This is a genomic window from uncultured Draconibacterium sp. (assembly GCF_913063105.1).
Taxonomy (GTDB): Bacteria; Bacteroidota; Bacteroidia; order Bacteroidales; family Prolixibacteraceae; genus Draconibacterium.
On record NZ_CAJXYQ010000002.1, the window covers coordinates 352,201 to 375,530 of the forward strand.

At 41.5% G+C, this 23,330-nt stretch carries 11 protein-coding genes; 10 read left to right on the forward strand and 1 reads right to left on the reverse strand.

Annotation, left to right across the window (positions count from 1 at the left end; genetic code table 11):
• The first annotated feature begins 107 nt into the window (after positions 1-107).
• Positions 108-1,778, forward strand: a complete 1,671-nt coding sequence (locus QZ574_RS02975) for a glycosyl hydrolase family 28-related protein (protein ID WP_297086618.1) — start codon at positions 108-110, stop codon at positions 1,776-1,778.
• Between the two features lie 20 nt (positions 1,779-1,798).
• On the opposite strand, the gene QZ574_RS02980 is transcribed toward QZ574_RS02975, so the two are convergent.
• A complete protein-coding gene (locus QZ574_RS02980; protein WP_297086620.1) occupies positions 1,799-5,902 on the reverse strand; it encodes a two-component regulator propeller domain-containing protein in 4,104 nt (1,367 codons plus the stop codon).
• Positions 5,903-6,095: 193 nt separating this feature from the next.
• Between QZ574_RS02980 and QZ574_RS02985 the strand changes: the two genes are divergently transcribed.
• The 9 genes from QZ574_RS02985 to QZ574_RS03025 all read left to right on the forward strand — a co-directional run bounded on the left by QZ574_RS02985 (position 6,096) and on the right by QZ574_RS03025 (position 22,998).
• Positions 6,096-7,283, forward strand: a complete 1,188-nt coding sequence (locus QZ574_RS02985; protein WP_297086622.1) for a glycoside hydrolase family 88 protein — start codon at positions 6,096-6,098, stop codon at positions 7,281-7,283.
• A gap of 138 nt (positions 7,284-7,421) precedes the next feature.
• Positions 7,422-10,493, forward strand: a complete 3,072-nt coding sequence (locus tag QZ574_RS02990) for a TonB-dependent receptor (protein WP_297086623.1) — start codon at positions 7,422-7,424, stop codon at positions 10,491-10,493.
• A gap of 18 nt (positions 10,494-10,511) precedes the next feature.
• Positions 10,512-12,302 carry a RagB/SusD family nutrient uptake outer membrane protein gene (locus QZ574_RS02995; protein WP_297086625.1) on the forward strand — a complete coding sequence of 597 codons (1,791 nt, stop codon included), beginning with the start codon at positions 10,512-10,514 and terminating at the stop codon, positions 12,300-12,302.
• Positions 12,303-12,519: 217 nt separating this feature from the next.
• The gene (locus QZ574_RS03000; RefSeq protein WP_297086627.1) at positions 12,520-13,641 is read left to right on the forward strand and encodes a glycerate kinase; all 1,122 of its coding nucleotides are present in this window, start codon (positions 12,520-12,522) and stop codon (positions 13,639-13,641) included.
• A gap of 248 nt (positions 13,642-13,889) precedes the next feature.
• The gene (gene galB, locus QZ574_RS03005) at positions 13,890-16,349 is read left to right on the forward strand and encodes a beta-galactosidase GalB (RefSeq protein ID WP_297086629.1); all 2,460 of its coding nucleotides are present in this window, start codon (positions 13,890-13,892) and stop codon (positions 16,347-16,349) included.
• Between the two features lie 6 nt (positions 16,350-16,355).
• Entirely contained in the window at positions 16,356-17,804 is a 1,449-nt protein-coding gene (locus tag QZ574_RS03010; protein ID WP_297086631.1) for a sulfatase-like hydrolase/transferase, read from the forward strand.
• A 43-nt stretch (positions 17,805-17,847) separates the two neighbouring features.
• The gene (locus tag QZ574_RS03015) at positions 17,848-19,425 is read left to right on the forward strand and encodes a sulfatase (protein WP_297086633.1); all 1,578 of its coding nucleotides are present in this window, start codon (positions 17,848-17,850) and stop codon (positions 19,423-19,425) included.
• Between the two features lie 29 nt (positions 19,426-19,454).
• Entirely contained in the window at positions 19,455-21,044 is a 1,590-nt protein-coding gene (locus QZ574_RS03020) for a sulfatase (protein WP_297086635.1), read from the forward strand.
• A 28-nt stretch (positions 21,045-21,072) separates the two neighbouring features.
• Positions 21,073-22,998 carry a sulfatase gene (locus QZ574_RS03025; protein ID WP_297086637.1) on the forward strand — a complete coding sequence of 642 codons (1,926 nt, stop codon included), beginning with the start codon at positions 21,073-21,075 and terminating at the stop codon, positions 22,996-22,998.
• The last annotated feature ends 332 nt before the right edge of the window (positions 22,999-23,330 follow it).

Genomic DNA, 23,330 nt, shown 5'->3' on the forward strand with positions numbered 1-23,330 from the left:
GTTACGTAGTTTTTTTCTGCTTGCCTTTTTCTGCTTGCAGCTTTGTACTTCTAAATTCAGCAAAACAATTATCTATTTTTGTTTGATAAACGTAATCAATTGCAGCTATGAAAAAAACTTCACAACTACTGCTCCCTCTTGCTTTGTTTCTTATGGCTTGTGCCTGTAAACAGAATACAACAACCGATGCAACACAAGCAAAATTGTTAACTGATTTTATTGAAAATGGCAGTAAAAGTATTTTGCCCGACTTTTCGTATGCCGGTTATGCTTATGGCGAGAAAGAAGTGCCAACAATTAATGGTCCGGTTTTTCGCGTTGAAGACTACGGAGCGATAGCTGATGACAGTATTGATGATACTGAAGCAATACAAAAGGCGGTTGATGCAGCGGGTAAAGCCGGCGGGGGAGTGGTATTATTTCCGAAAGGCCAATTTGATGTGAATAGCGACACAACCCGTCAGGATATTATCAGAATTAATTACAGCAACATTGTTATGCGTGGTGCCGGAATGGAGAGCGATGGAACGATTATTCACAGCCACACTCCAACCACGCAGACAGAGGAAAATTCGCCCTGGTTATCGCCTTTTGTTTTTCACACTGGTTTGAGCTTACAAAGCACCAACAATTTTTTTGATATTGATGAATTGCCCGTTTATTCAAAGCTTATGAAGGATGCGCCAAAAGGCGAAAATGTGCTTGAATTGGCACAAACCAAAGGTTTAAAGGCCGGCGATATTTTGGTGGTAGCCATGCGAAATACGAGTGATGAGGGCGATTTAATGCACCACCTGATGGCTCCCCTGAAGTTTGATCATTTTATGAGCAGCTACCTGGACGCAGGCAAGAACCGCAGGCCATCATTTCAGTATTTCCTTGAGATTGACAAAATACTTTCGGATACAGAAGTGCAAATGAAACAAGCCATGCGCCGCGATATTTTAACACAGTTTGAAGCTTTTGTTTGCCGTGTTCCAATGCTTAAAAATGTGGGAATAGAGCATTTTCGGTTTGAATGTGATTACCAGGGCGGGTACAAGCACCACTTAACCCGCGAACACGATTATGGTTGGGGGGCTGTTTGCCTGCAGCGAGTTGCACATGGCTGGATACGCAACTTGCACATCAATAATTACGTGCAAACCACGCACCTTGTTAACAGCCGCAATATTAGCATATCGGCTATTACGCTTACCGGTTACGATGGGCATTATGGCCCCAAAATGTACCACTCAAGCGATAACCTGGTTTATAACATTGATGTGCAGGCAAAATATACGCATGGCCCGGGCCTGGAGGGCTGTTGTTTTGGAAATGTGTACCGCAAAATAAATCACACTCACCCGGTTCCTGTTGATTTGCATGGAATTGGAGGCGCTGATTTTTCGCCGCCTGCCTGCAATCTATACGAGGAATGCACAAACCTGACCCGAATGGCCGGAGGCGGCGCCCCTGAAAATATTCCGCATGCCAGCGAATACAATACCTTTTGGGGCTTGAAAATGGCAGGCTTCGACGATGATGGGTACAACGAGCTGTTTTATTCATGGATATGGCGCGATCCAAAGCGATTTAAAAATGAATTTCATATCGACTGCCATAAGCAATACCTACGCTCCATTTTGGTAGGTATTCATCATCCCGAAAAAACTTTAAGTATTGAGCACAACACCGAAGACCGGGCCGACGAATGGATTTATGTAGAGGGCTTGAATGAGAATATGAATTTACCATCGCTTTACAAAACACAGCTGGCCTTGCGACTGAAAAAGTAATTTGGGAAGCAAACCCTGATTTAACGTTTTACATATTGCGAAGGATTTACTCCAAAGTGTTTTTTAAAAGCCATGGCAAAATAGCGTGGCGAGTTAAAACCGGTGTCGTAAGCTACCTCCGAAATATTTTTACTGGTATCGTTTACCAACATATCGGCAGCTTTTTTCAGCCGTATGGTTTGAATGTACTCATTAGGCGTTTGTCCCGTAATCATTTTTACTTTTGAGTAGAAAATGGTTCGTCCCATATTCATTTCTGTAGCAAACTCATCAACATTAAAATCAGGGTTCAGCAGGTTGTTTTCAACAATGGTCGTGGTTTTCAACAGAAAGTCGCTATCCACTTTATTTTGTGTAATAGATTTGGTGCTGGCTGCCGGATCGGTGCTAAATTTTTGCTGAAGTTTTGCCCTGTTTTCGAAAAGGTTATTTACCCGAGCCTGCAACATTTCTGAATTAAAAGGTTTGGTACAATACGAATCGGCACCGTGTTTAAAAGCTTTTGTCCGGTCTTCTTCCGAATCGAGCGCTGTTAGCAATAGTACAGGAATGTGGCTTGTATTCAGATTGTTTTTCAATTTTTTGCACATTTCAAACCCCGACATGTTCGGCATTAATACATCCGAAATAATTATGTCGGGTTGATTTTCAAGTGCTATTGCCAAACCTTCAGCCCCGTCGTTGGCCGTGGTAATCTGATAATTTTCAACAAACAAATTTTTAACTGCAATTCTTATTTCCGGATTATCATCAACGATAAGCAATTGTGGCGCATTTTCGTTTACGGCAGGTAGGGCAACTGTTTCGTTGCGCTCTTCAGTTTGCGAAACAGCAATTAGTTCCTTGTCGATACTAAAGGCGTTACTTCGTTTCTTCTGGCTAATTTCATCTGCATCCAAATGTTGGTTTCCTTTTACCAATTTTACTTTAAAACTGGTGCCGCTGTTTAATTCGCTCTCGCAAGTAATTTGGCCTCGGTGTGCCTGCACAATACTTTGGGTAAGTGCCAGTCCAATACCGCTTCCCTGGTAAGCATTTTGCTGGTATTTCGAGTCGTGATGAAAAAAGCGGTTGAAAACTTTATCCAGGTCTTCACCCGGAATTCCAACACCATTATCTTTTACTTCAATTTCAACAGCTTCGGAATTGTGTTCAAGTTTAATTTGTACCTTACCTGTGCTATTTTCGACATGGTTTAAAGCGTTTGAAAGCAGATTGTAAAATACTTTATCCATTTGCCGGGCATCGTAAAACACCATAATTTTTTCGTTCGGAATTATGGCTTCGTAGCTAATGTTTTTATGATGGGCAATTTCTTTAAAAGCTTCGTAAATTTCGTTTAAGTAGGGGACCAGGTCGTTCTCTTGTGCTTCTATTTTTAAGTGTCCCTGTTCAATTTTTCTGAAATCAAGCAATTCGGAGTTCAAATTTTTTAAACGTTTGGCATTGCGTAAGGCCAGGTTAAGGTGCCAGTGTATCTTTGGCGGAATTTTATATTTGGCAAATGCATGTTCAAGCGAGCTTAAAATAATGGTCAAGGGTGTCATAAACTCATGACTAATGTTTGTGAAGAACCTGAGCTTGTACTGGTTCAACTCCTTCATTCTTTCTTTTTCGCTACGTTCGTTTTTTAGCTGATATTGAAGGCGTACTTTTCCCAGGTAAAAATAATTAAACAGTAGTATTAATGCGGCTAGCAACAGCACATAAAAGGTATAGGCATACCAGGTACGCGTAAGGGGAGGCTTAATTGTTATGGCAATGGCTTTTTCGTTGGTGATGGGGTTATAGGCAACATCGGTTGCCCTTATTTTAAATACATATTTCCCGGGATTAAGGTTGGTATAAGTAACCGATGTGTTGTATTCGGCATTCACCCATTCGTTGTTAAAACCTTCAAGTTGGTATTGGTATTTGTTGTTTAAGGTATTGTTGTAGTTAAATGATGAAAAATCAATGCTAAAAACAGTATGTGTGGGTTTTAATACAAAAGATTCGGCCACGGCTATATCGGAAGAAAGAATTCCGGTGTTATCATTGGCACGCACTTCTTTGTTGTTAACGTATAAGCCCGAGAAATTTACTTCAAGATTTTCGTCAACCATTAGCAAATCGCGCTCTTTAAACGATACCAAACCATCAATTCCCCCCAGAAAAAGCTCTCCGCTTTTGGTCAGTAAAAGACCTTTGTAGTTGAGCTCCTGCAAGGGAAAACCCGAAGCACTGGTATAGTTGAAAAATAACTGGTTTTCCACATCAAAGCGCGAAAGGCCGCGGCTGGTGGCAATCCACAGGTTGCCAAAACGCGATTCGGAAATTCCGTAGATAAAATCGCTGGGCAAATTGTTTTTTTGTTGCGTAAACGAGGTAAAATTATCCGTTTCGCGGTTGTACAGGCAAAGTCCGCCACCATCGGTTCCCAGCCATAACCTGAAACGGTGATCTTCAATTATCTGATTAACGGAGTTGCTACCAATACTCTGTGGATCGAACTCGTTACTAAGATACTTTTTTAAAGTTTTTGCGCTTAGGTTGTAGGCAAACAAGCCATTACCGGCAGTGCTAATCCATAGAATTCCTTTTGTGTCGATGTACAAATCGGTGGCGATTGTTTCTGCAGGCCAAAGATTTTCAGAGGTTTGAATAAAAGGCTTGAATTCTTCGTTTTGAATATCAAAACTAATAACGCCAATTTCGGTAGCTAAAATATAGCAGCCATTATATTCAATAATATCGTTAACGTGATAGGGGCGGTCTTTAAAACCGGGTTTGTTGTAATGTTTAAATGTTTTTTGTTTTAAATCGAAGATATTTAAACCACCCTGGTAAGTGCCAATCAGCAGTTTATTGTCGAGCGTAAGGTAAAGCGATTTGATGTTGGTTTGCGACAGGCCGTATTTGTCGTTGGTAAACGGATAGTTGGTAAAGGTATTATCAGCACGGTTATAATAATCCAGTCCGCCTCCTTCGGTGGCAATCCATATATTGTTATTATCTTCAACCATAGCGCCAATAACAGGGTAGCTCGGGCCTCCAGTGGTTTGGTTGTTATATCGGGTAAAAACCTGGTTGGCAACCCGTCCGTAATTTATTCCGCCAAAATACGAACCTACCCAAATGTTATCATCGTTGGAGAGGAACAGGCTGTAAACCGAGTTGTGGGTAAGGCCATATTCGCCACTTCCCGAACGAATAAAAGTTGTTGATTGCGCTTTTCTGTCAAAAACGGCAAGGCCTTTAAATGTTCCAACCCAAAGCCTGTTATTTTTATCTTCAATAACTTTCCGCACTGAAAGGCTTTCAACGAAGTAGGGAGCAGTATTCAGATTTACATTACTAAAAACGCCTGTATTAATATCGTAAACAAAAATGCCATGGTAACGGGTCGAAATCCATAGCTTATTTTCGGAGTCGACAAACAAATCGTAAACAATAAACTTATCGCTAACCGGCACATCAATAATTTCCTGTTTATCGGCTGTTACTTTTATTAATTTACTTTCATTGTTTGATGCCAGCCATAAAACCTTGTTCCTGTCTTGGTAAATAGCGTTAAAAGCCGGCGAGGGCTGCTTTTCCAGTTTGTATGGAATAAATTTTTCAGAACTTTTATCATAAATAAGCAAACCGCCCCGTGTAGCCACAAGAATGGTAGTGTTGAAGTTGCCACACGTTAGTAGCCCGTTAAAACTGTAGCGTTTAAACGAAAGTGTGTGTAAATCCAATCGCGAGAGATGATTACCCGATTGCGCCCAAAGGTAATGATCGGTTTGATGCAACTCAGAAACCTTGTGCCCCGCAAGAGATGTACTGTCGCCACGTTGCGGATAAAATGTTTTCATGCGTATTCCATCCCAGCAATTTAATCCGTTTCGCGTGCCAATCCACATACGGTTTAAGTGGTCCTGGTGAATACAAAGTCCGGCCAGTTCGCTTAAGCCTTCTTCTAAACCAAGCTTTTTAAACGAAATCTCCTGAGCCCTCAGAGTATAAAAATTGAGCAGCCATAAAAGCAGAAAGGGAAAAATAACAGTGAGTAGTTTACTTCTTTGCTTAATTGTTTGCATAGTTCCGTCAGATAGTCGCTTCAGAATGTAAGTATACCGCTTTTTAAAAAGATTCATGGTGTATAATTGTTCAAAATATAGATAGATTGTTCAGCGCTTTTGTGGGAATTAGTTCATATCTATCACGTAATCAAAGGTTTATGATTCCGGATAATTGTTGATTCAAAATGAATTTTTGTAGCGCCTGTGTAGTTGCTCTTCTGTATAGTTTTGAATCGAGTTTAAACCAAATTGTTAAAACTATTAATTTATGAACCATAAAACTGCTCTCTTAGTGTTTGTTTTTTTTACTGTACTTTCATGCACGAACAAACCTGATACCAATCAAAATGTGGCAAATGCTGAAAACGGATTACAAAAGGTATTGCCTCAGCTTGATTTATTACTACACGATGCTTACCAGGCCGAATGGATACCACGTACCGTTGAAGAAAATGGCGAAACACGTTTTGTTGGGAAAAACTTTGACTGGACGGAAGGTTTTTTCCCGGGAACTTTATGGTACGTATATGCTTCTACCAACGAAACAAAATACAAAGAGGCAGCCGAATATTTTCAAAATAAATTTATTGAACACCGCCATTTGACTACCAACCATGATTTGGGCTTTGTCTTTAACGATTCGTTTGGAGCCGGCTACCAGCTAACAGGAAACGAAGAATACAAGCAAGTGTTAATTGATGCGGGAAATAGCCTGATACAACGTTTTAATTCAACAGTTGGATGCATAAAATCATGGGATACCGAAAGAGGTTGGCAAGCGAAACGAGGCTGGCAATTTCCGGTGATAATTGATAATATGATGAACCTGGAAATGTTGTTCGAGCTTTCGGCACTTACCGGAGATGATAAATACAAAGAGGTTGCAATCAGCCATGCCAACACCACCTTAAAAAACCATTTTCGTGCCGACAACAGCTCTTACCATGTTGTTGATTATAATCCTGAAACCGGTGCCGTAAATGTAAAACATACGGCTCAGGGATTTGCACACGAGTCGGCATGGGCGCGCGGGCAGGCATGGGGATTGTATGGCTTTACCGTTTGCTATCGCTATACCCGTGATGCCAACTATTTAAATCAGGCTAAAAAAATTGCTGAGTTTTATCTTAGGCACCAAAATTTGCCTACCGACCTGGTGCCTTACTGGGATTTTAATGCACCGCAAATTCCCAACGAACCACGCGATGCTTCTGCTGCTGCCATTGTTGCTTCAGCATTAATTGAGCTGGATGAATACACCGAAGAAGATTATTTAACACCGGCCACCGAAATTCTAAAAAGCCTGTCTTCTGATGCTTACCTGGCCGAAACCGGAACCAACAATCATTTTATCCTGAAACACAGTGTTGGCAGTATTCCGCATGGTGCCGAAATCGACAAACCTCTGAATTATGCTGATTACTACTATGTAGAAGCCTTAACGCGACTGAAGTAGAAGGACAAAAATTGTAGTAAGGAAATCTGCTGTTTAAAAATGTATACAGTATTCATGAAATAAACAAATAGAAATAAGAGTGGCCAGTGCCAACTCTAAGAATCTAATATCTAGTAATAATTTAATCAAACTTTTCGTATGAAAACAAAATCTGTTTTGAAAGGACTGAAAATAACGGCAATAAGTATTTTTTGCTTACTGTTAAATTTCAGCCTTATGGCACAAAATGCCAAACAAGTTACAGGTACTGTTACCGATGGGGATGGGCAACCACTTCCGGGGGCGACGGTAGTTGAAAAAGGTACAGCAAACGGGACGGTTACCAACATTGACGGTAACTACACCGTGTCGGTACCCGAAGATGCAACATTGGTAATTTCTTTTGTGGGTATGTTGCCGCAGGAATTTGCCGTTGCAGGAAAAACAAGTATTAATGCACAGCTGAAGTCTGATGTTATTGGTTTGGAGGAAGTTGTGGCCATTGGTTATGGTACGCAGAAAAAAGCCGATTTAACCGGTGCTGTTTCAACCGTAGGTGGTGAGCAGTTGGTAAAAGGAGCTACTCCGAATTTAACAGCCAGTTTGGCTGGTAAGGTAACTGGTGTTACAGCCATGTCGCGCACGGGTAAGCCGGGTTCTGAGGATGTTGATTTCTTTATTCGTGGTAAAAGTACATTCGACGATGGCGACAACGCACCTCTGGTGTTAGTTGATGGTATTGAACGCGGAATGAACCGTTTGAATCCGAATGACATTGAAAGCGTAACTATTTTGAAAGATGCTGCTTCAGCTGCAATTTACGGTGTTAAAGGTGCAAATGGTGTAATTCTTATAACCACAAAACGTGCAAAAGAAGGGCAAGCAGAAATTACTTACACCGGTAACTTTGGTGTGCAAACGCCATTGTATTTGCCCGATCGCATGAGCTCGTACGAGTACGCAACACACTTAAACGAGGCTATTTACAACACTGCTCAACTTTCTGGCGGCGATTATGTGCCTTTGTATTCTGATGAGCAAATTGCAGGCTACAAAGATGGTACAGGAACCAACACCGACTGGTGGGAAGAAAGTTTTGACGACAGCACTCCTATTCAAACACATAACATAACGATCTCTAACGGTAGCAACAAAGTGCGTTACCTTACTTCATTCGAATACCTCGACCAGGATGGTATGTACGACCTGTCGTCGTATAAACGTTATAACATTCGTGCAAATATTGATGGCGACATTACTAAAGATTTAAGCATGTCGTTAAATATTGCCGGACGTTTGGATAACAGAAGTCAATCGGCAGACGAGAACTTTGGAATGATTAACCAAAGTTATCCAACTTTTGAGCCTTATATTGATATTGAAGGTAATCAGGAATTGCATTGGAATGGTTTGAATGCTTCACCTATTGGATATATTAACGAATCGGGTTACAACCGTAACAAAAGTGCAGTTTTCCAAAGCTCATTAAGCTTCAACTACAATGTTCCTTTTATCGAAGGTATGTCAGCTAAATATACTTATGCTTTCGATAGAGAAAATTATCAAAGAAAAGAATTCAAAACTCCTTATACTTTTTATACCGGTCCTGATCCGGTTGCTGATAGAAAACAATCCATTCCGGAAATAGAACTCACCCAGCGTTTTACCGAAAGAACACGCAAAACTGGTCAGTTCACATTAAACTACAACAAAGATTTTGGCGACCATTCCATTGGTGCTTTGTTTGTTTTCGAACACTCTGATTATTACAACGAGTGGCTGGAAGGTTACCGCGATGGGTTTATTTCTGATGCCTTAGACCAAATGTTTGCAGGATCAACAGCACGTGTGTCCAACGATGGTTCGGCCAACGAAAACAAACGTTTAGGTTACGCAGCACGTATTAACTACAATTATAAAGACAAATATTTGGTGCAAGCCAATACACGTTACGATAAGTCGTTTAACTTCCCTAAAGATAATGCAGGTGGTTGGTTCCCGGCTTTCTCGGCAGCCTGGCGTATCTCGCAAGAAGATTTTATGGCTGATGTAAGCTGGCTTTCAAACTTGAAACTTCGTGCTGCCTTTGGTATTTATGGTAACGACCGCATTAGTCCATACCAGTACCTTTCTTTATTCGGATTTAGTTCAACCCGTGGCAATCCTTCGGGAACAATAACCGGCGATGGATACCAGCAAGCCGTTAATCCGGGAGTTATACCTAACCCTGATGTTACATGGGAAACTGCGAAAAACTACAACCTTGGTTTAGACTATGGTTTCTTCGATGGTAAACTTTCGGGTGAATTTGAAGTGTTTAAAAAACGTACCGAAGACTTGTTAATTGCCCGTAAAGATATTCCATTAGAAGTTGGTGCAAGTCTTGCTCCTTACAATGTGGGTATTGTTGATAACCGTGGGTTTGAAACTGCATTGCGTTACCGAAATACTTTCAACGAATTTACAATGAGTTTGGAAGGAACGTTAACTTATGCAACCAGCGAAATTATTGAAATGTCGGAAGCAGCTAATGTGCCTGATGCACTAAAACAAACCGGACGCCCATTTAATTCACGTTACGGATATGTTTCTGATGGCCTGTTTAAAGATGAAAATGATGTTACCAGTTCGCCGGACCAAAGCTACTTTGGTGATTACCAGGTTGGAGATATTAAATACAAAGATATTTCAGGCCCTGACGGTGTTCCGGATGGAAAAATTGACGGAAACGACCGAACTTACATTGGCCGTGGTGGAATGCCGGAATTGGTATTTGGGTTTAATACCTATTTTGAATACAAAGGATTTGAATTAACTGCAAATTTCCAGGGCGGTAGCCGTTACACGCACCGTTACAAGCCATCGCCATTTGTAAACAACAGTAATGGTCCTGATGCCTTTACTGACGCCTGGACGGAAGAAAACCAAGACACTTGGTTGCCACGCAGCTACCAGGGTAATTCAAGTAATAACGATGCCGATTCGGATTACTGGTTAACCGATGCCTGGTTCCTGAAACTAAGAAATGCTGAGTTTGCCTATACGCTTCCAAAATTAAATGTATTGGATAAAGCCGGAATTGATGTACTTCGTTTATCTGTTTCAGGAAGTAACTTGTTAGGCTTCTCAAATATCGATTTCTGGGATCCGGAAGCTTCTGATATGGGTACACATCCATGGTATTATATGCAAATGCGCACTGTTAATTTTGGTGTTCAGGTAACTTTCTAATCGATTAAAATTACGAAAATGAAGAAGTTAAATATATTATTTTTAATAGCGATAGCAACCTTTGTTTTTACAGGTTGTGGAGATGATTATCTCGAAAGCGAACCGCTGAATAAGATATCGAGTGCAGCGGTTTTCGAAAGCGAAGGATATACAGAAGCTTTTCTGTATGATATTTACAGTTACATGCCCAATGGTTTTGGTTGGGAAACAACAGGTCATAAGGCTCGTGGATACGGACGCCGTAGCTTTTTAGATTGTACCACTGATTTGGTTGCCAACAAAAGTGGATATGTAGAAGCCTGGCATATTGTTAATGCCGGTCAAACGCCAAATAATGCCCGTGAATTTGGTAACTGGAACGAAAACTACAAAGCCATTTACGAGTGTAACACGCTTATTCAGGGGGTTGACGAATCTTCTCTATCGGAAAGCAGTGCTATGCAAATGATGAAAACGGAAGCTCGTTTTCTTCGCGCTTTCTTTTATTTCGACCTGGTTCGCAGGTATGGTGGTGTGCCATTAATTACCGATGTGCCTGATATTTCAGACCCGGAAGCACTTTACATCGCACGATCAACAGCCGAAGAAGTGTACAATTTTATTGATACTGAATTTGAAGCCGTTGCAGCTGTGCTTCCTTATGCCAAGGAAATGGGTGAAGCAGGTATGCAATGGGGACGTATTTGTAAAGAAGCCGTTTGGGGTTTCCACGGACGTATGTTGCTACATGCCGAACGCTTTGCCGAATCGGCTGCCATGTCTAAAAAAGTGATCGATGCAGTTGAAAGTGGTGCCTCAGACCGCGAACTGGCAGACGATTACAGACTCCTGTTCTTATCAAAAGGAGACCAAAAAGAGGTGCTTTTTGAAATATTATTTGATGGAGTGAATAAAGGTGGTACTGTTGATAATTTCTCTCGTCCGCCAAGTAACCGCGGTTCGTGGGGTGGTCAGCATAACCCAACCGAAGACTTGGTTGCATCATACGAAATGATAAGTGGTTTACCTGCAACACCTGAAAATGGCTTCGATCCACATGATCCATATACCGACCGCGATCCGCGTTTAGACCAAACCGTTATTCGTCACGGAACAACTTTCTTTGGACGTACTTATGATTTTGCTTGGGTACGCGATGCAGATAATCCTAATATGTGGGCGCCAATTAAAAATACCGACGCTCCACACGCGCAAGGTTTAGCAACCATTACCGGTTATTATTTGAAGAAATTTATGGATCCGGATGCAACGGTTGGCGATTTTGGTTTCTCAACACAAAGCTGGATTGTATTGCGTTTGGGTGAAGTTTATTTGAATTATGCCGAAGCACAAAATGAAGCCAATGGCCCCGACCAATCAGTTTTTGATGCCGTGAACGTAATTCGTAACCGCTCGAATATGCCAAATCTTGAGGTGAATTATCCTAACCTTGATAAAGCAGGAATGTTTGAACGTATTAAACAAGAACGTAAGGTGGAATTGGCTTTTGAAGGACACCGATACTGGGATATCCGTCGTTGGGAAATTGCCGACGAAGTATGTAACGGAAGTGTACTTATCGATCCTGCAGATCCTTCTAAAGGTGGTTACATGAGTTGTTGTTATCCGTTAAAACAAGCTGATGGTTCTGTTAAATATTTAACACCAAGCACCATGGCCGATGTATTGGAACCAGGTGATGTACTTCAGCAAGATCCGTATACAAATATGCGTAAAGTGTATAAATGGGACGACAAAAGATATCTGATGCCGATACCTCAGAATGCAATTGATAAAAACCCTGCATTGGTACAAAATCCAGGATACTAAAACAATTAATGTTTCCATTATAATTTAGTTTGGTTAGTTAGTGATAAAACCCGGACTCGTTTTTCGAGTTCGGGTTTTCATTTTGTATTCCACTTAAACATTGTATTCAGTTACAAAAGTGAAAGTTTGGGGGTAAGCAGATAATTTTAGTATTAAACAGTAGTTACCCATAATTACTTTTCGGCCGGTTTTATAGAATTATACTTATTTTGGATGCATGAAGAAAATCGTAATTGCACCCGATAAATTTAAAGGCTCCTTAACCGGAATTGAGTTTTGCAATGCCGTTGAGCGTGGCATAAAAAAACATGTCAGCGAAGTTGAAATTTTGAAACTCCCATTGGCCGACGGTGGCGACGGAACCGTGGAAGCCCTGCAATTTTATACCGGTGGCGAATACGTTTCTGTAATGGTTAACGACCCGCTTGGCAGGAAAATGAAAGCTAAATATTTATTTTCTGCCGAACAAAAAATGGCTTTTATCGAAATGGCAGAAGCGTCCGGGATTCGTTTGCTGAAAACGGAAGAATTAAATCCGCTCCAAACCTCAACTTTTGGAACAGGAGAACTAATAAAGGATGCAATTACCAGAGGCGCAAATCATATTATACTTGGAATAGGTGGAAGTTCAACCAACGATGCCGGAATGGGAATGGCGCGGGCACTTGGTTTCCGCTTTTTCGATATCGCAGGAAACGAACTGGAAGGTAAAGGCGGCGATTTAAACCAACTTCATTCAATCGACAGTGCAAACGTAAACGAAGAATTGGCCGAGCTTAAATTCGAAGTGGCCTGCGATGTGGATAATCCCTTATTTGGACCAAATGGCGCTGCACCTATTTATTCGCCGCAAAAAGGTGCTTCGCCCGAAGTTGTTGAAGAGCTGGATAATGGACTGCAAAATTTTAATGCGGTTGTAAATAATCAGTTTGCCAAAGATTTGCAAAGTATTCCCGGTGCCGGAGCTGCCGGTGGTTTGGGAGCCGGTTGTGTTTTATTTTTGAATGCCGAGTTAAAGTCGGGAACAAGTCTGATAAAAGATGTGGCCAATTTTAACGAACAAGCCAACGATGCCGACTGGATTATTACCGGCGAAGGGAAATTCGATGAACAAACTTTTTCGGGCAAAGTAATTAAAGGCGTACTGGAATCAAGAAAAAAACAGAAACTGGCCATTTTTTGCGGCATTAGCGAATTAAGCAAAGCTCAGTTAAAAGAACACCAAATCGACTTTCTGGCTGAAATGATGACACAGGCAAAAAGCTTTGAGGATTCGATACAAAACTCCGGATTGTACCTGGAAAACGCTGCCGGCTTATTTGCAAAAGAATATTTATAGGCGAAAGTGGAATGTTAAATGAGTAAAAGTTAGCAATACGGGTACGCTGAATTGACCCAAAACCTTACCAGTAGATTTTAAGGAAAATGGAAACGGATAGGTTAGATTAGCAATAATTACAGGCCATGCAATGGTGTGTTTGTTTACAATGTACTTTTTACCCCCTTAAATCAATCAATTTTTAACCCAATCTCAAGCTTTATAACATCTATTTTTGATGAGAGAAAATTTCTATGAACCAATTTAAAATGAATCAAGGATTTCTAAAACTTCTACTGTTGTTCTTATTCGCTGTTTGCAGTACCGCATATGCACAAGACCATAATTTTAATCAATCGTGGCTTTTTCTGAATGAAGGAGCTGAAGGGGCTGAAGCTATAAATTTTGATGATTCCGGCTGGCGAAATCTTGATTTGCCGCACGACTGGGCCATTGAAGGACCTTTTGATGAAAAATACAATGCACGTTGCGGAGGTCTCCCATTTTATGGAACTGGCTGGTACCGTAAACATTTTAAAACTCCCGAAGGTGCAGAAGGGAAAATCGTGCGAATTGAGTTTGAAGGTGCCATGTATGATGCACATGTTTGGGTGAATGGTGAATTTGTTGGTCGCCGGCCTTATGGTTACATCGGTTTCGAATTTGATATAAGTAAACAGTTAAAATACAATGGCGACGATAATGTGGTGGCCGTTCGTCTAACTCCTCAGAACCTTTCATCGCGTTGGTACCCGGGGGCAGGAATTTATCGTAACACCTGGTTAAAAGTTGATGAGCCGGTGCACGTTGCACAATGGGGAACCTACATAACCACCCCAACGGTTACCGATGAAAAAGCTGCCATCCAAAACGAAACAACCATACAGAATAAAACCAACCAGGTTGTGACGGTTGAAATAAAACACGAATATTTTTCTCCTGATGGAAAGTTGGCTGCAAACATTAGCGAAAGCCTTGATATTGAGGCAAACTCATCGACAGTGTCAGGCTTGTTTTGTTATATTGATAAGCCACAACGCTGGGATTTGGAAACACCAAATTTATATGAGGCAGTAACTACGATCACGCAAAATGGGAAAGTGGTTGATACCTATAAAAGTCGTTTTGGGATTCGAACCATTTCCTATACCACCGAAGGTTTTTTCCTGAACGGGAAGCCGGTAAAATTTAAAGGTGTTTGTTTACATCACGATAATGGCGCGCTTGGGGCTGCCGTATATCGACGTGCCGACGAGCGCAAATTGCAGATAATGAAAGCAATGGGCGTAAATGCCATCAGAACAAGTCATAATCCTCCATCAAAAGAACTTTTAGAGCTGTGCGACGAGATGGGAATTATAGTGCAGGATGAGGCATTTGATGTGTGGAAACTGGCCAAGGTTGAAAATGGTTACAATGTATTTTTTGAAGAGTGGGCCGAGCGCGACCTTAAAGATATGATACGACGCGACCGCAATCACCCATCAATTGTAATGTGGAGCATTGGTAACGAAATTATAGAGCAGAAATTAAAGCAGGGCGGCTGGAGAATGGCCAAAATGCTGAACGAATATTGCAAGGAAATTGACCCAACACGGCCAACTACCGCCGGCTTTAACAATTACCCCAATCCTTACGATAATAATATGGCACAGCAGGTTGATATTGCCGGAATGAATTACAAACCCAGCAAATACAGCGAAGTGCACGAAAATTATCCGCAATTACCGGTTTACGGCAGCGAAACATCAAGCTGCACCAGCAGTAGGGGCGTGTATCATCTGCCCATTGAGAAATACAAAACACACGAATCAAAACAGGTGAGTAGTTACGATTTAATTGGGCCGCCATGGGCGTATCCACCCGATATTGAATTTCATTTTCACGAGAAAAATCCCCACATCATGGGTGAGTTTATCTGGACCGGTTTCGACTACCTGGGCGAACCAACTCCCTACGGAGGAAAAGACAACTCAACCAATGGAATGTGGAATGCCGACTGGCCGGCACGCAGTTCGTATTTTGGTGCAGTGGATTTATGTGGTTTCCCAAAAGATCGCTTCTACCTGTATCAAAGTCAGTGGACAGAAGAGCCGATGATTCATTTATTGCCTCACTGGAACTGGAAAGGAATGGAAGGCAAAACAATTCCGGTTTATTGCTACACCAATTGCGATGAAGCAGAATTGTTTTTAAACGGAAAATCGTTGGGTAAACGAGTAAAAGGAAAAGATTTTACCACCCTGAAAGTAAAATTCCTGCGATACGAGCCTGAAATGTTTGATTCGCCCTATCGTTTAAGTTGGGAAGTGCCATACCAGGAAGGAAGTTTAAAAGTGCTTGCTTATAAAAACGGAAAAGCCATTCTCGAAAAAGAGATGAATACTGCCGGAAAACCGGCAAAGGTAAGTCTTTCGGTTGATCGTGAAGAGATCGATGCTGACGGCAGAGACCTCGCGTATATTACGGTGCGCATTGAAGATAAAAACGGCAATCTTTGCCCCATGGCCAATAATCTTGTTAATTTTGAGCTCGAAGGAGCAGGCGAACTTATTGCTGTTGATAACGGAAATGCAGCCACAACAGAGCCCTTTCAGGCCAGCTACCGAAAAGCTTTTAGTGGCATGTGTCTGGCCATTGTAAAGGCATCAAAAACAGCAGGTAAAATAAATTTCAAAGCTTCTTCAAAACATTTGAAAAGCGACGAAATTATTATTCAAACCAAATAAAAAAATATGATGAAATTTAGTTATCTGCTAGCCATATTACTTGTAGTTCTAAGTGCATGCACCGAAGAAACTCAAAAACCAAACATTATTTTTCTTTTTGCCGACGACCAAACCTTTTCAACTATTGGAGAATTGGGTAACAGCGAAGTAATAACCCCAACGCTTGATAAAATGGTTGCCGGTGGAGTAACCTTTACCCATACCTACAATATGGGGGCATGGAATGGTGCCGTTTGTGCAGCCAGTCGTGCCATGCTAAATACCGGTCGCTCTGTTTGGCGCGCCTACCAGCTTGAAGGCAATCAGGATGAAGCTGCCGAACGCGGTGAGTTTTGGTCGCAGCTACTGCAAAAAGCCGGATATGAAACGTATATGACCGGTAAATGGCATGTAAAAACGCATCCCGATAAACTTTTTGAACACGTAACGCACGTGCGTCCGGGAATGCCAAAAGATTTTTGGAGCCAAAGAACAAAAGACAGCATGCCGCACGGTTATAATCGTCCGCAAAGTAAACAAGATACCACATGGCTGCCCTGGGATATAAACAATGGCGGTTTTTGGGAAGGTGGGAAACACTGGAGTGAAGTGTTGGCCGATGATGCCGTTTCGTACATTAACGAGGCAAAAACAAAAGACGCCCCGTTTTTTATGTACCTGGCATTTAATGCGCCGCACGATCCCCGGCAGTCGCCAAAAGAATTTGTGGAAATGTACCAACCCGAAAACCTGTCGGTACCTCAGAATTTCCTTCCCGAATATCCGTATAAAGACAGCATTGGTTGTGGCCCGGGCCTGCGCGATGCTGCGCTGTTACCGTTTCCGCGAACCAACTATGCCGTTCAGGTGCAAAAACAGGAATATTTTGCATTGATTACGCATCTCGACCAACAAATTGCAAGGATATTAAAAGCACTTGAAGAGTCGGGCGAGATGGACAATACTTACATTTTTTATTCGGCCGACAACGGGATGTCGATCGGCGAACACGGATTGGCAGGTAAACAGGATATGTATGAAAATTCGATGCGTGTGCCTTTAATTGTAATTGGCCCCGATGTACCTAAAAATAAACGCAAGGATGTGGATGTATACCTGCAGGATATTATGGCTACAACATTGGATTTAGCCGGTGTTGACAAGCCAGAATATGTAGAGTTTAACAGCCTTATGCCCTTTGTGAAAAATGAACGGGAAGAAAGTTTTTACCCCGCTATTTACGGTTGCTACAAACACCACATGCAGCGCATGATTCGTAAAGATGGCTTTAAGCTGATCGTTTATCCCCACGGAAAAGTAATGCGCTTGTTTGATGTAAATACTGATCCCCTGGAAATGACCGACCTTGCAGATAATCCTGAATTTGCTGAAAAAAAGCAACAGCTTTTTAACGATTTACTCGCTTTGCAAAAAGAAATGGATGATCCGCTTGATTTAGAGATACTATTTAATTAAAAAAAGTTCACTTAAATTAATTAAACCAAAAAATAACCTTAAAATGAGCTGTTTAAGTAAAATTCTTGTTCTCTTTTTTATACTGTTTACACTGGCTGCAGCCGGTAAGAAAAAAAGCCCGAATATCATCTTTATTATGTCTGACGACCATACTTCGCAGGCTATTGGAGCCTACGGTGGACGTTTGTCGGGGCTCGAGCTTACGCCAAATATTGATAAGCTGGCAGCCGAAGGTATACGTTTTGAAAATGCCTTTTGCAACAATTCTATTTGTACGCCCAGCCGGGCCTCCATTATTTCAGGCCAGTATTCGCAAACCAATGGCGTACTCGACCTTGATATTGCACTTCCGGAAGAAAAACAATACCTGCCTAAGGAGTTGAAAAAGCTGGGTTACAGCACTGCCGTTATCGGCAAATGGCACCTGCACATCGAGCCAACGGCGTTCGATTATTACAAAGTGCTTCCCGGTCAGGGCAAGTATTTTAATCCTACATTTCACGAAAAAGGGAAGGGCGATTACCCCAACAATAAAGTAAAAAGCGAAGGACATTCAACTGATGTAATTACCGATTTGGCTATTGATTACATAAAAAACCTCGACAAATCGAAACCTTTCTTTTTGATGCAGCATTACAAAGCTCCCCACGATTTTTTTGAGTACGCCCCACGCTACGAAGATTTTTTGGCTGATACCGAAATTCCTGAGCCGGCAAGCCTTTATTATCAACCGAATTGGGGGTCGGAAGGTACCCGTGGTAAAAACGATAACCTACGCGAATATATAGGTACTTCGGTTTCTAATCGTCATTTCTACAGAAATTATAACCAGCATTATAACGGCGATACCCTGCAGGGATTGGATGCTACCCATCAGGCTTATCAGAAGTATTTAAAAGCCTACCTGCGCTGTGTAAAAGGTGTTGACGATAACCTGGGAAGACTATTTGCCTTTTTAAAAGAAGAAGGACTGTGGGAAAATACGGTAATACTTTACACCGGCGACCAGGGAATGATGTTGGGAGAACATGACTTACAAGACAAACGCTGGATGTATGATGAAACAATGCGTATGCCTTTTATTGTGCATTATCCTGAAATGATTGAGAGGGGACAGGTGACTGACCTGCTGATAAATAATACTGATTTTGCACCAACCATGATTGAACTGGCCGGAGGAGAAACACCGGAATACATGCAGGGAAAAAGTTTCATCAACACGCTGCAAGGAGAAGACGAAACCGATTGGCGCACATCAACTTACTATCGGTACTGGATGCACATTATTCATCACTACGTGCCGGCGCATTTTGGTATTCGCACGAAAGATTACAAATTGATGTTTTTTTACGGAAAACACTACCTGCCCGAGTCGGAGTTTAAAAATCATTATTGGGCAACCCAATATTACGGTATTGAAAAGGAAACACCGCACACCTGGGAGTTTTACGATTTAAAAAATGACCCCGAGGAATTAAATAACCGGTACAACGACCCGCGTTATAAAGAAATTATTGCTCAGCTAAAAAAAGAATTAAAAACGCAACGCGAAGAATTGAACGAAACCGATGAAAATTACCCGGAGATAAAGGCGATAATTGACAAGCATTGGAACGACTAAAATTAATTTATAGCATCTAAACCAAAACCATGAAGAATTTTGAATTTATAGTGTTGTTGTTTGGTGTTTTGTTTTGTACTGTATCGTGCAGTACCCAAAACGAGCAAAGGCCAAACATTATATACATCATGTCTGACGACCATACCTCGCAGGCTTTTGGTATTTACGGAAGCCGTTTGGCAAAATTGAATCCAACACCCACTTTAGATAAAATTGCCGGTGAAGGAATGATTTTCGACAATGCATTTTGTAACAATGCCATTTGTACGCCCAGCCGCGCAAGTATTATAACGGGGCAATATCCGCAAACCAACGGAGTTCTCGATCTTGATGGCGAAATTGCTCCCGAACGACAGTACCTGCCAATGGAAATGAAAAAACTGGGTTACCAAACAGCTATGGTTGGCAAGTGGCACCTAAAACAAGAGCCCGCTGCTTTCGATTACTATTCGGTTTTGCCGGGGCAGGGCGATTATCACAATCCAACCTTCAGAAACAAAGGAAGTAAACAGTGGCCTGAAAATACGACCAAAATGACGGGACATTCATCGGACTGTATTACCGACATCACCTTGGATTGGCTCAAAAATAAACGTGATAAAAGCAAACCCTTTTTTTTAATGCATCATTACAAGGCGCCGCACGATATGTTTGAGTTTGCTGATAGGTACAAAGATTATTTGGAAGATACCTACATACCGGAGCCGGCGAGTATGTATTTTAATGGTAAAAACGGCTCAGTGGCTACCCGGGGCAAAAATGATGAACTAATACATGATATTGGCTCATCAATCGGCCACCGCAATACCATTCGAAATATGGGCATGCACATGGATATTGACCCCAATCTGCCCGATCCGGAGTACAAACACCTGGCCTACCAGGAATACCTGAAGCGTTACCTGCGCTGTGTAAAAGGCGTTGACGATAACCTGGAACGTTTGTTTGCTTATTTAAAAGCGGAAGGATTAATGGAAAATACGATAATCATTTATACCGGCGACCAGGGTTTTTATCTGGGCGAGCACGATTATATTGATAAACGCTGGATGTATGAAGAATCGATGCGTATGCCGTTTTTTGTGCGTTATCCGAAAATGATTGAAGGCGGACAACGCACTGATGCTATTATTAACAATACCGATTTTGCACCTACCATTATCGAATTGGCCGGCGGAAAAGTGCCCGATTATATGCAGGGCCACAGCTTTAAAACCATACTCGAAACCGGGGAGGAACCTGCAAACTGGCAAAAATCTACTTATTATCGCTACTGGATGCACATGGCACATCGTCATGCCAATCCGGCTCATTTTGGTATTCGAACCAAAAACTATAAACTAATATTCTTTTACGGAAAGTATTGGAAAGACACACGAATAGAAAGTAATATTGAAGGTTGGGGAAATCGTTACGGATTTGAAACACCTGTTGCCTGGGAGTTTTACGATCTGAAAAAAGATCCGCAGGAAATGCAAAATGAATACGGCAATCCTGCTTATCAGGAAGTGATTGAAGACCTGAAAAAGCAGCTTCAAACAAAACGAGCCGAGTTAAACGAAGAGGATGCTGATTTTCCACACATCCAGGAGGTGATAGATGCTCACTGGGATGATTAAAGAATTAAAAACCAACAAATAACCCAAAATGAGAAGTATTAAGAATATAGTTCTGCAAGTATTTTTCTTTGCAATTTTACTGATAGTTTTCACTAGCGTGCAAGCTGCAAAAAATAAAAATAAACCCAATATTTTGTGGATAACCATTGAAGATACATCGCCACAGTTTATTGGCTGCTATGGAAACACCGATGCCCGAACTCCCGTAATTGATAAACTGGCCGAAGAGGGCGTACGTTTCACCAATGCTTTTTCAACAGGTACGGTATGTTCGCCAAGCAGAACCGCTATCATTACCGGAGTAAAAACCTACCATACAGGAACCGGAAATCACCGCAGTAAGTATCCCGTTCCGGACTTTATGAAAGGCTATCCGTATTACCTGCAAAAACAAGGATACTATACAACAAATAATGCTAAAACCGATTACAACGTAAAAAACGAACAGGAGTATATTAAAGAGGCATGGAATGAAAGCTCGAACAATGCCGGCTGGTGGAATCGTAAAAAGGGGCAACCCTTCTTTGCTGTATTTAATTATGCCGATTGTCATCAGTCACGAACTATGTCAATGTCGTACGATTATTACCTGAAAAATGTTTGGGACAAATTAAAATCTGCCGACAGAATAAGGGAGGACGAATTTGAAATGCCACCCATTTACCGCGACAGTAAAGCAATGCGCAAACAATTCGCGCGCGTTTATAATTCGATAAAACTAACAGATAACCGGATTGGTGAATTGTTGGAACGACTTGATAAAGATGGTCTTACCGATAGTACCATTATCTTTTTTTATGCCGACCATGGAGAAGGAATGCCCCGCGGAAAAACCAACGGCATAAACTATGGTTACCGCGTGCCTTTTGTAATCTGGTTTCCCGAAATGTATAAACATTTATCGCCATGGGGTACCGGCGGTGTGGTGTCTGATGAGCTGATTGACTTTTCGGATTTGGCGCCAACACTGCTAAGCCTTGTGGGTGAAAAAATACCGGATTACATGGACGGAAGACCCTACCTTGGAAATAAAAGAAAAAAGGCTGTTGATCACCTAGTTCTTTCTTCAGATCGCTCCGATAATGGTATTGATATGATTAGAACGGTAACCGATGGTCGTTTTGTTTATTCGCGAAATTTTATGCCTTTTATTCCTGAGCTTCGCTACATCCGTTACATGGAGATTGGTGCCATAAAACAACAAATGCGAACCGATTTGGCCGAAGGAAAGCTGAATGATTTGCAAAGCAGCTTATTTGCCCCCCGCCAGGCAGAAGTGCTTTACGATATTGATAATGATTTATGGGAAACCAAAAATCTGGTAAATGATGAAGCCTATGCCGGGCAGTTGGAGAAAATGCGCTCATTACTTGAAGATGAAATGCTAAAAACAAAAGATGTGATGTTGTTGCCCGAATATGAAATTGCGGCCTTATCAGAAACCACAACTGCTTTTGAGTTTAGGCAAAACTCAAAGGATTTTCCGGTAAACGAAATTTACAATGCGGCCGCCCTTTGTGGATTCCGTGGAGAAGAATGGGCCGCCAAGCAAGTGGCCTTGCTTAATCACAAAAATAAAATAGTACGTTACTGGGCAGCTTTGGGGCTGCGCAGTCAACCAAAAGAAGTGCTGGATTCATTCAAAACCAACATTATGGCCAGCATGGCTGATAATTATCCGCCGGTGGCGCTTACCGCTTCGGCCATTTGTTGGGAAGAATTTGCAGCTGCCGAGGCTAAAGATAAGTTGCAGGAATTTTGCCTTTCCAACAACATGCAACTGGCATTAATGGCGGTAAACAATTTGCTGTATGTAAAAGACAAAGCGCCATTTGTTGAAACCATTCAGGAAGTTCGTAGGCTCGAAAAGCGCGATTATAATGTAAAAGCATCGTGTATGGATTTTTTGGGCAGCCTGGGGCTAATCCCCAATAATCCTGATTACCGGGAATAAGACCTAAAAACCACAATAAGAATTTAAACTCGTTTGTTACCGAAACAGGCGAGTTTAATTTTTTTATAGGCATGATTCGACTTCTTTCTTTTACTCCCATCACTTACCATTTTTTGTAGTACGAACAGTCTCAAAATTATCTGCGAGAATTAGCAATAAGACACAATTTTTTGGTCCTGCAATAATTGTAAAAGGAGCTAACGAGAGATAATCTAGTGCCGGTTTACGGTAAAAAAGTGCTGCCATTTATGGGCGGTACATTTTTACTTTATGAGCGTTAAAATATAAAATACAAATTTCGTAAAGGTATGAATATGAGCTGATTGTGGCGA

Excerpts from the sequence above, each read along its gene's own strand:
- QZ574_RS02975 (WP_297086618.1), top strand. The coding sequence starts at position 108 with ATGAAAAAAACTTCACAACTACTGCTCCCTCTTGCTTTGTTTCTTATG.
- QZ574_RS02980 (WP_297086620.1), bottom strand. The coding sequence starts at position 5,902 with ATGAATCTTTTTAAAAAGCGGTATACTTACATTCTGAAGCGACTATCT.
- QZ574_RS02985 (WP_297086622.1), top strand. The coding sequence starts at position 6,096 with ATGAACCATAAAACTGCTCTCTTAGTGTTTGTTTTTTTTACTGTACTT.
- QZ574_RS02990 (WP_297086623.1), top strand. The coding sequence starts at position 7,422 with ATGAAAACAAAATCTGTTTTGAAAGGACTGAAAATAACGGCAATAAGT.
- QZ574_RS02995 (WP_297086625.1), top strand. The coding sequence starts at position 10,512 with ATGAAGAAGTTAAATATATTATTTTTAATAGCGATAGCAACCTTTGTT.
- QZ574_RS03000 (WP_297086627.1), top strand. The coding sequence starts at position 12,520 with ATGAAGAAAATCGTAATTGCACCCGATAAATTTAAAGGCTCCTTAACC.
- galB (WP_297086629.1), top strand. The coding sequence starts at position 13,890 with ATGAATCAAGGATTTCTAAAACTTCTACTGTTGTTCTTATTCGCTGTT.
- QZ574_RS03010 (WP_297086631.1), top strand. The coding sequence starts at position 16,356 with ATGATGAAATTTAGTTATCTGCTAGCCATATTACTTGTAGTTCTAAGT.
- QZ574_RS03015 (WP_297086633.1), top strand. The coding sequence starts at position 17,848 with ATGAGCTGTTTAAGTAAAATTCTTGTTCTCTTTTTTATACTGTTTACA.
- QZ574_RS03020 (WP_297086635.1), top strand. The coding sequence starts at position 19,455 with ATGAAGAATTTTGAATTTATAGTGTTGTTGTTTGGTGTTTTGTTTTGT.
- QZ574_RS03025 (WP_297086637.1), top strand. The coding sequence starts at position 21,073 with ATGAGAAGTATTAAGAATATAGTTCTGCAAGTATTTTTCTTTGCAATT.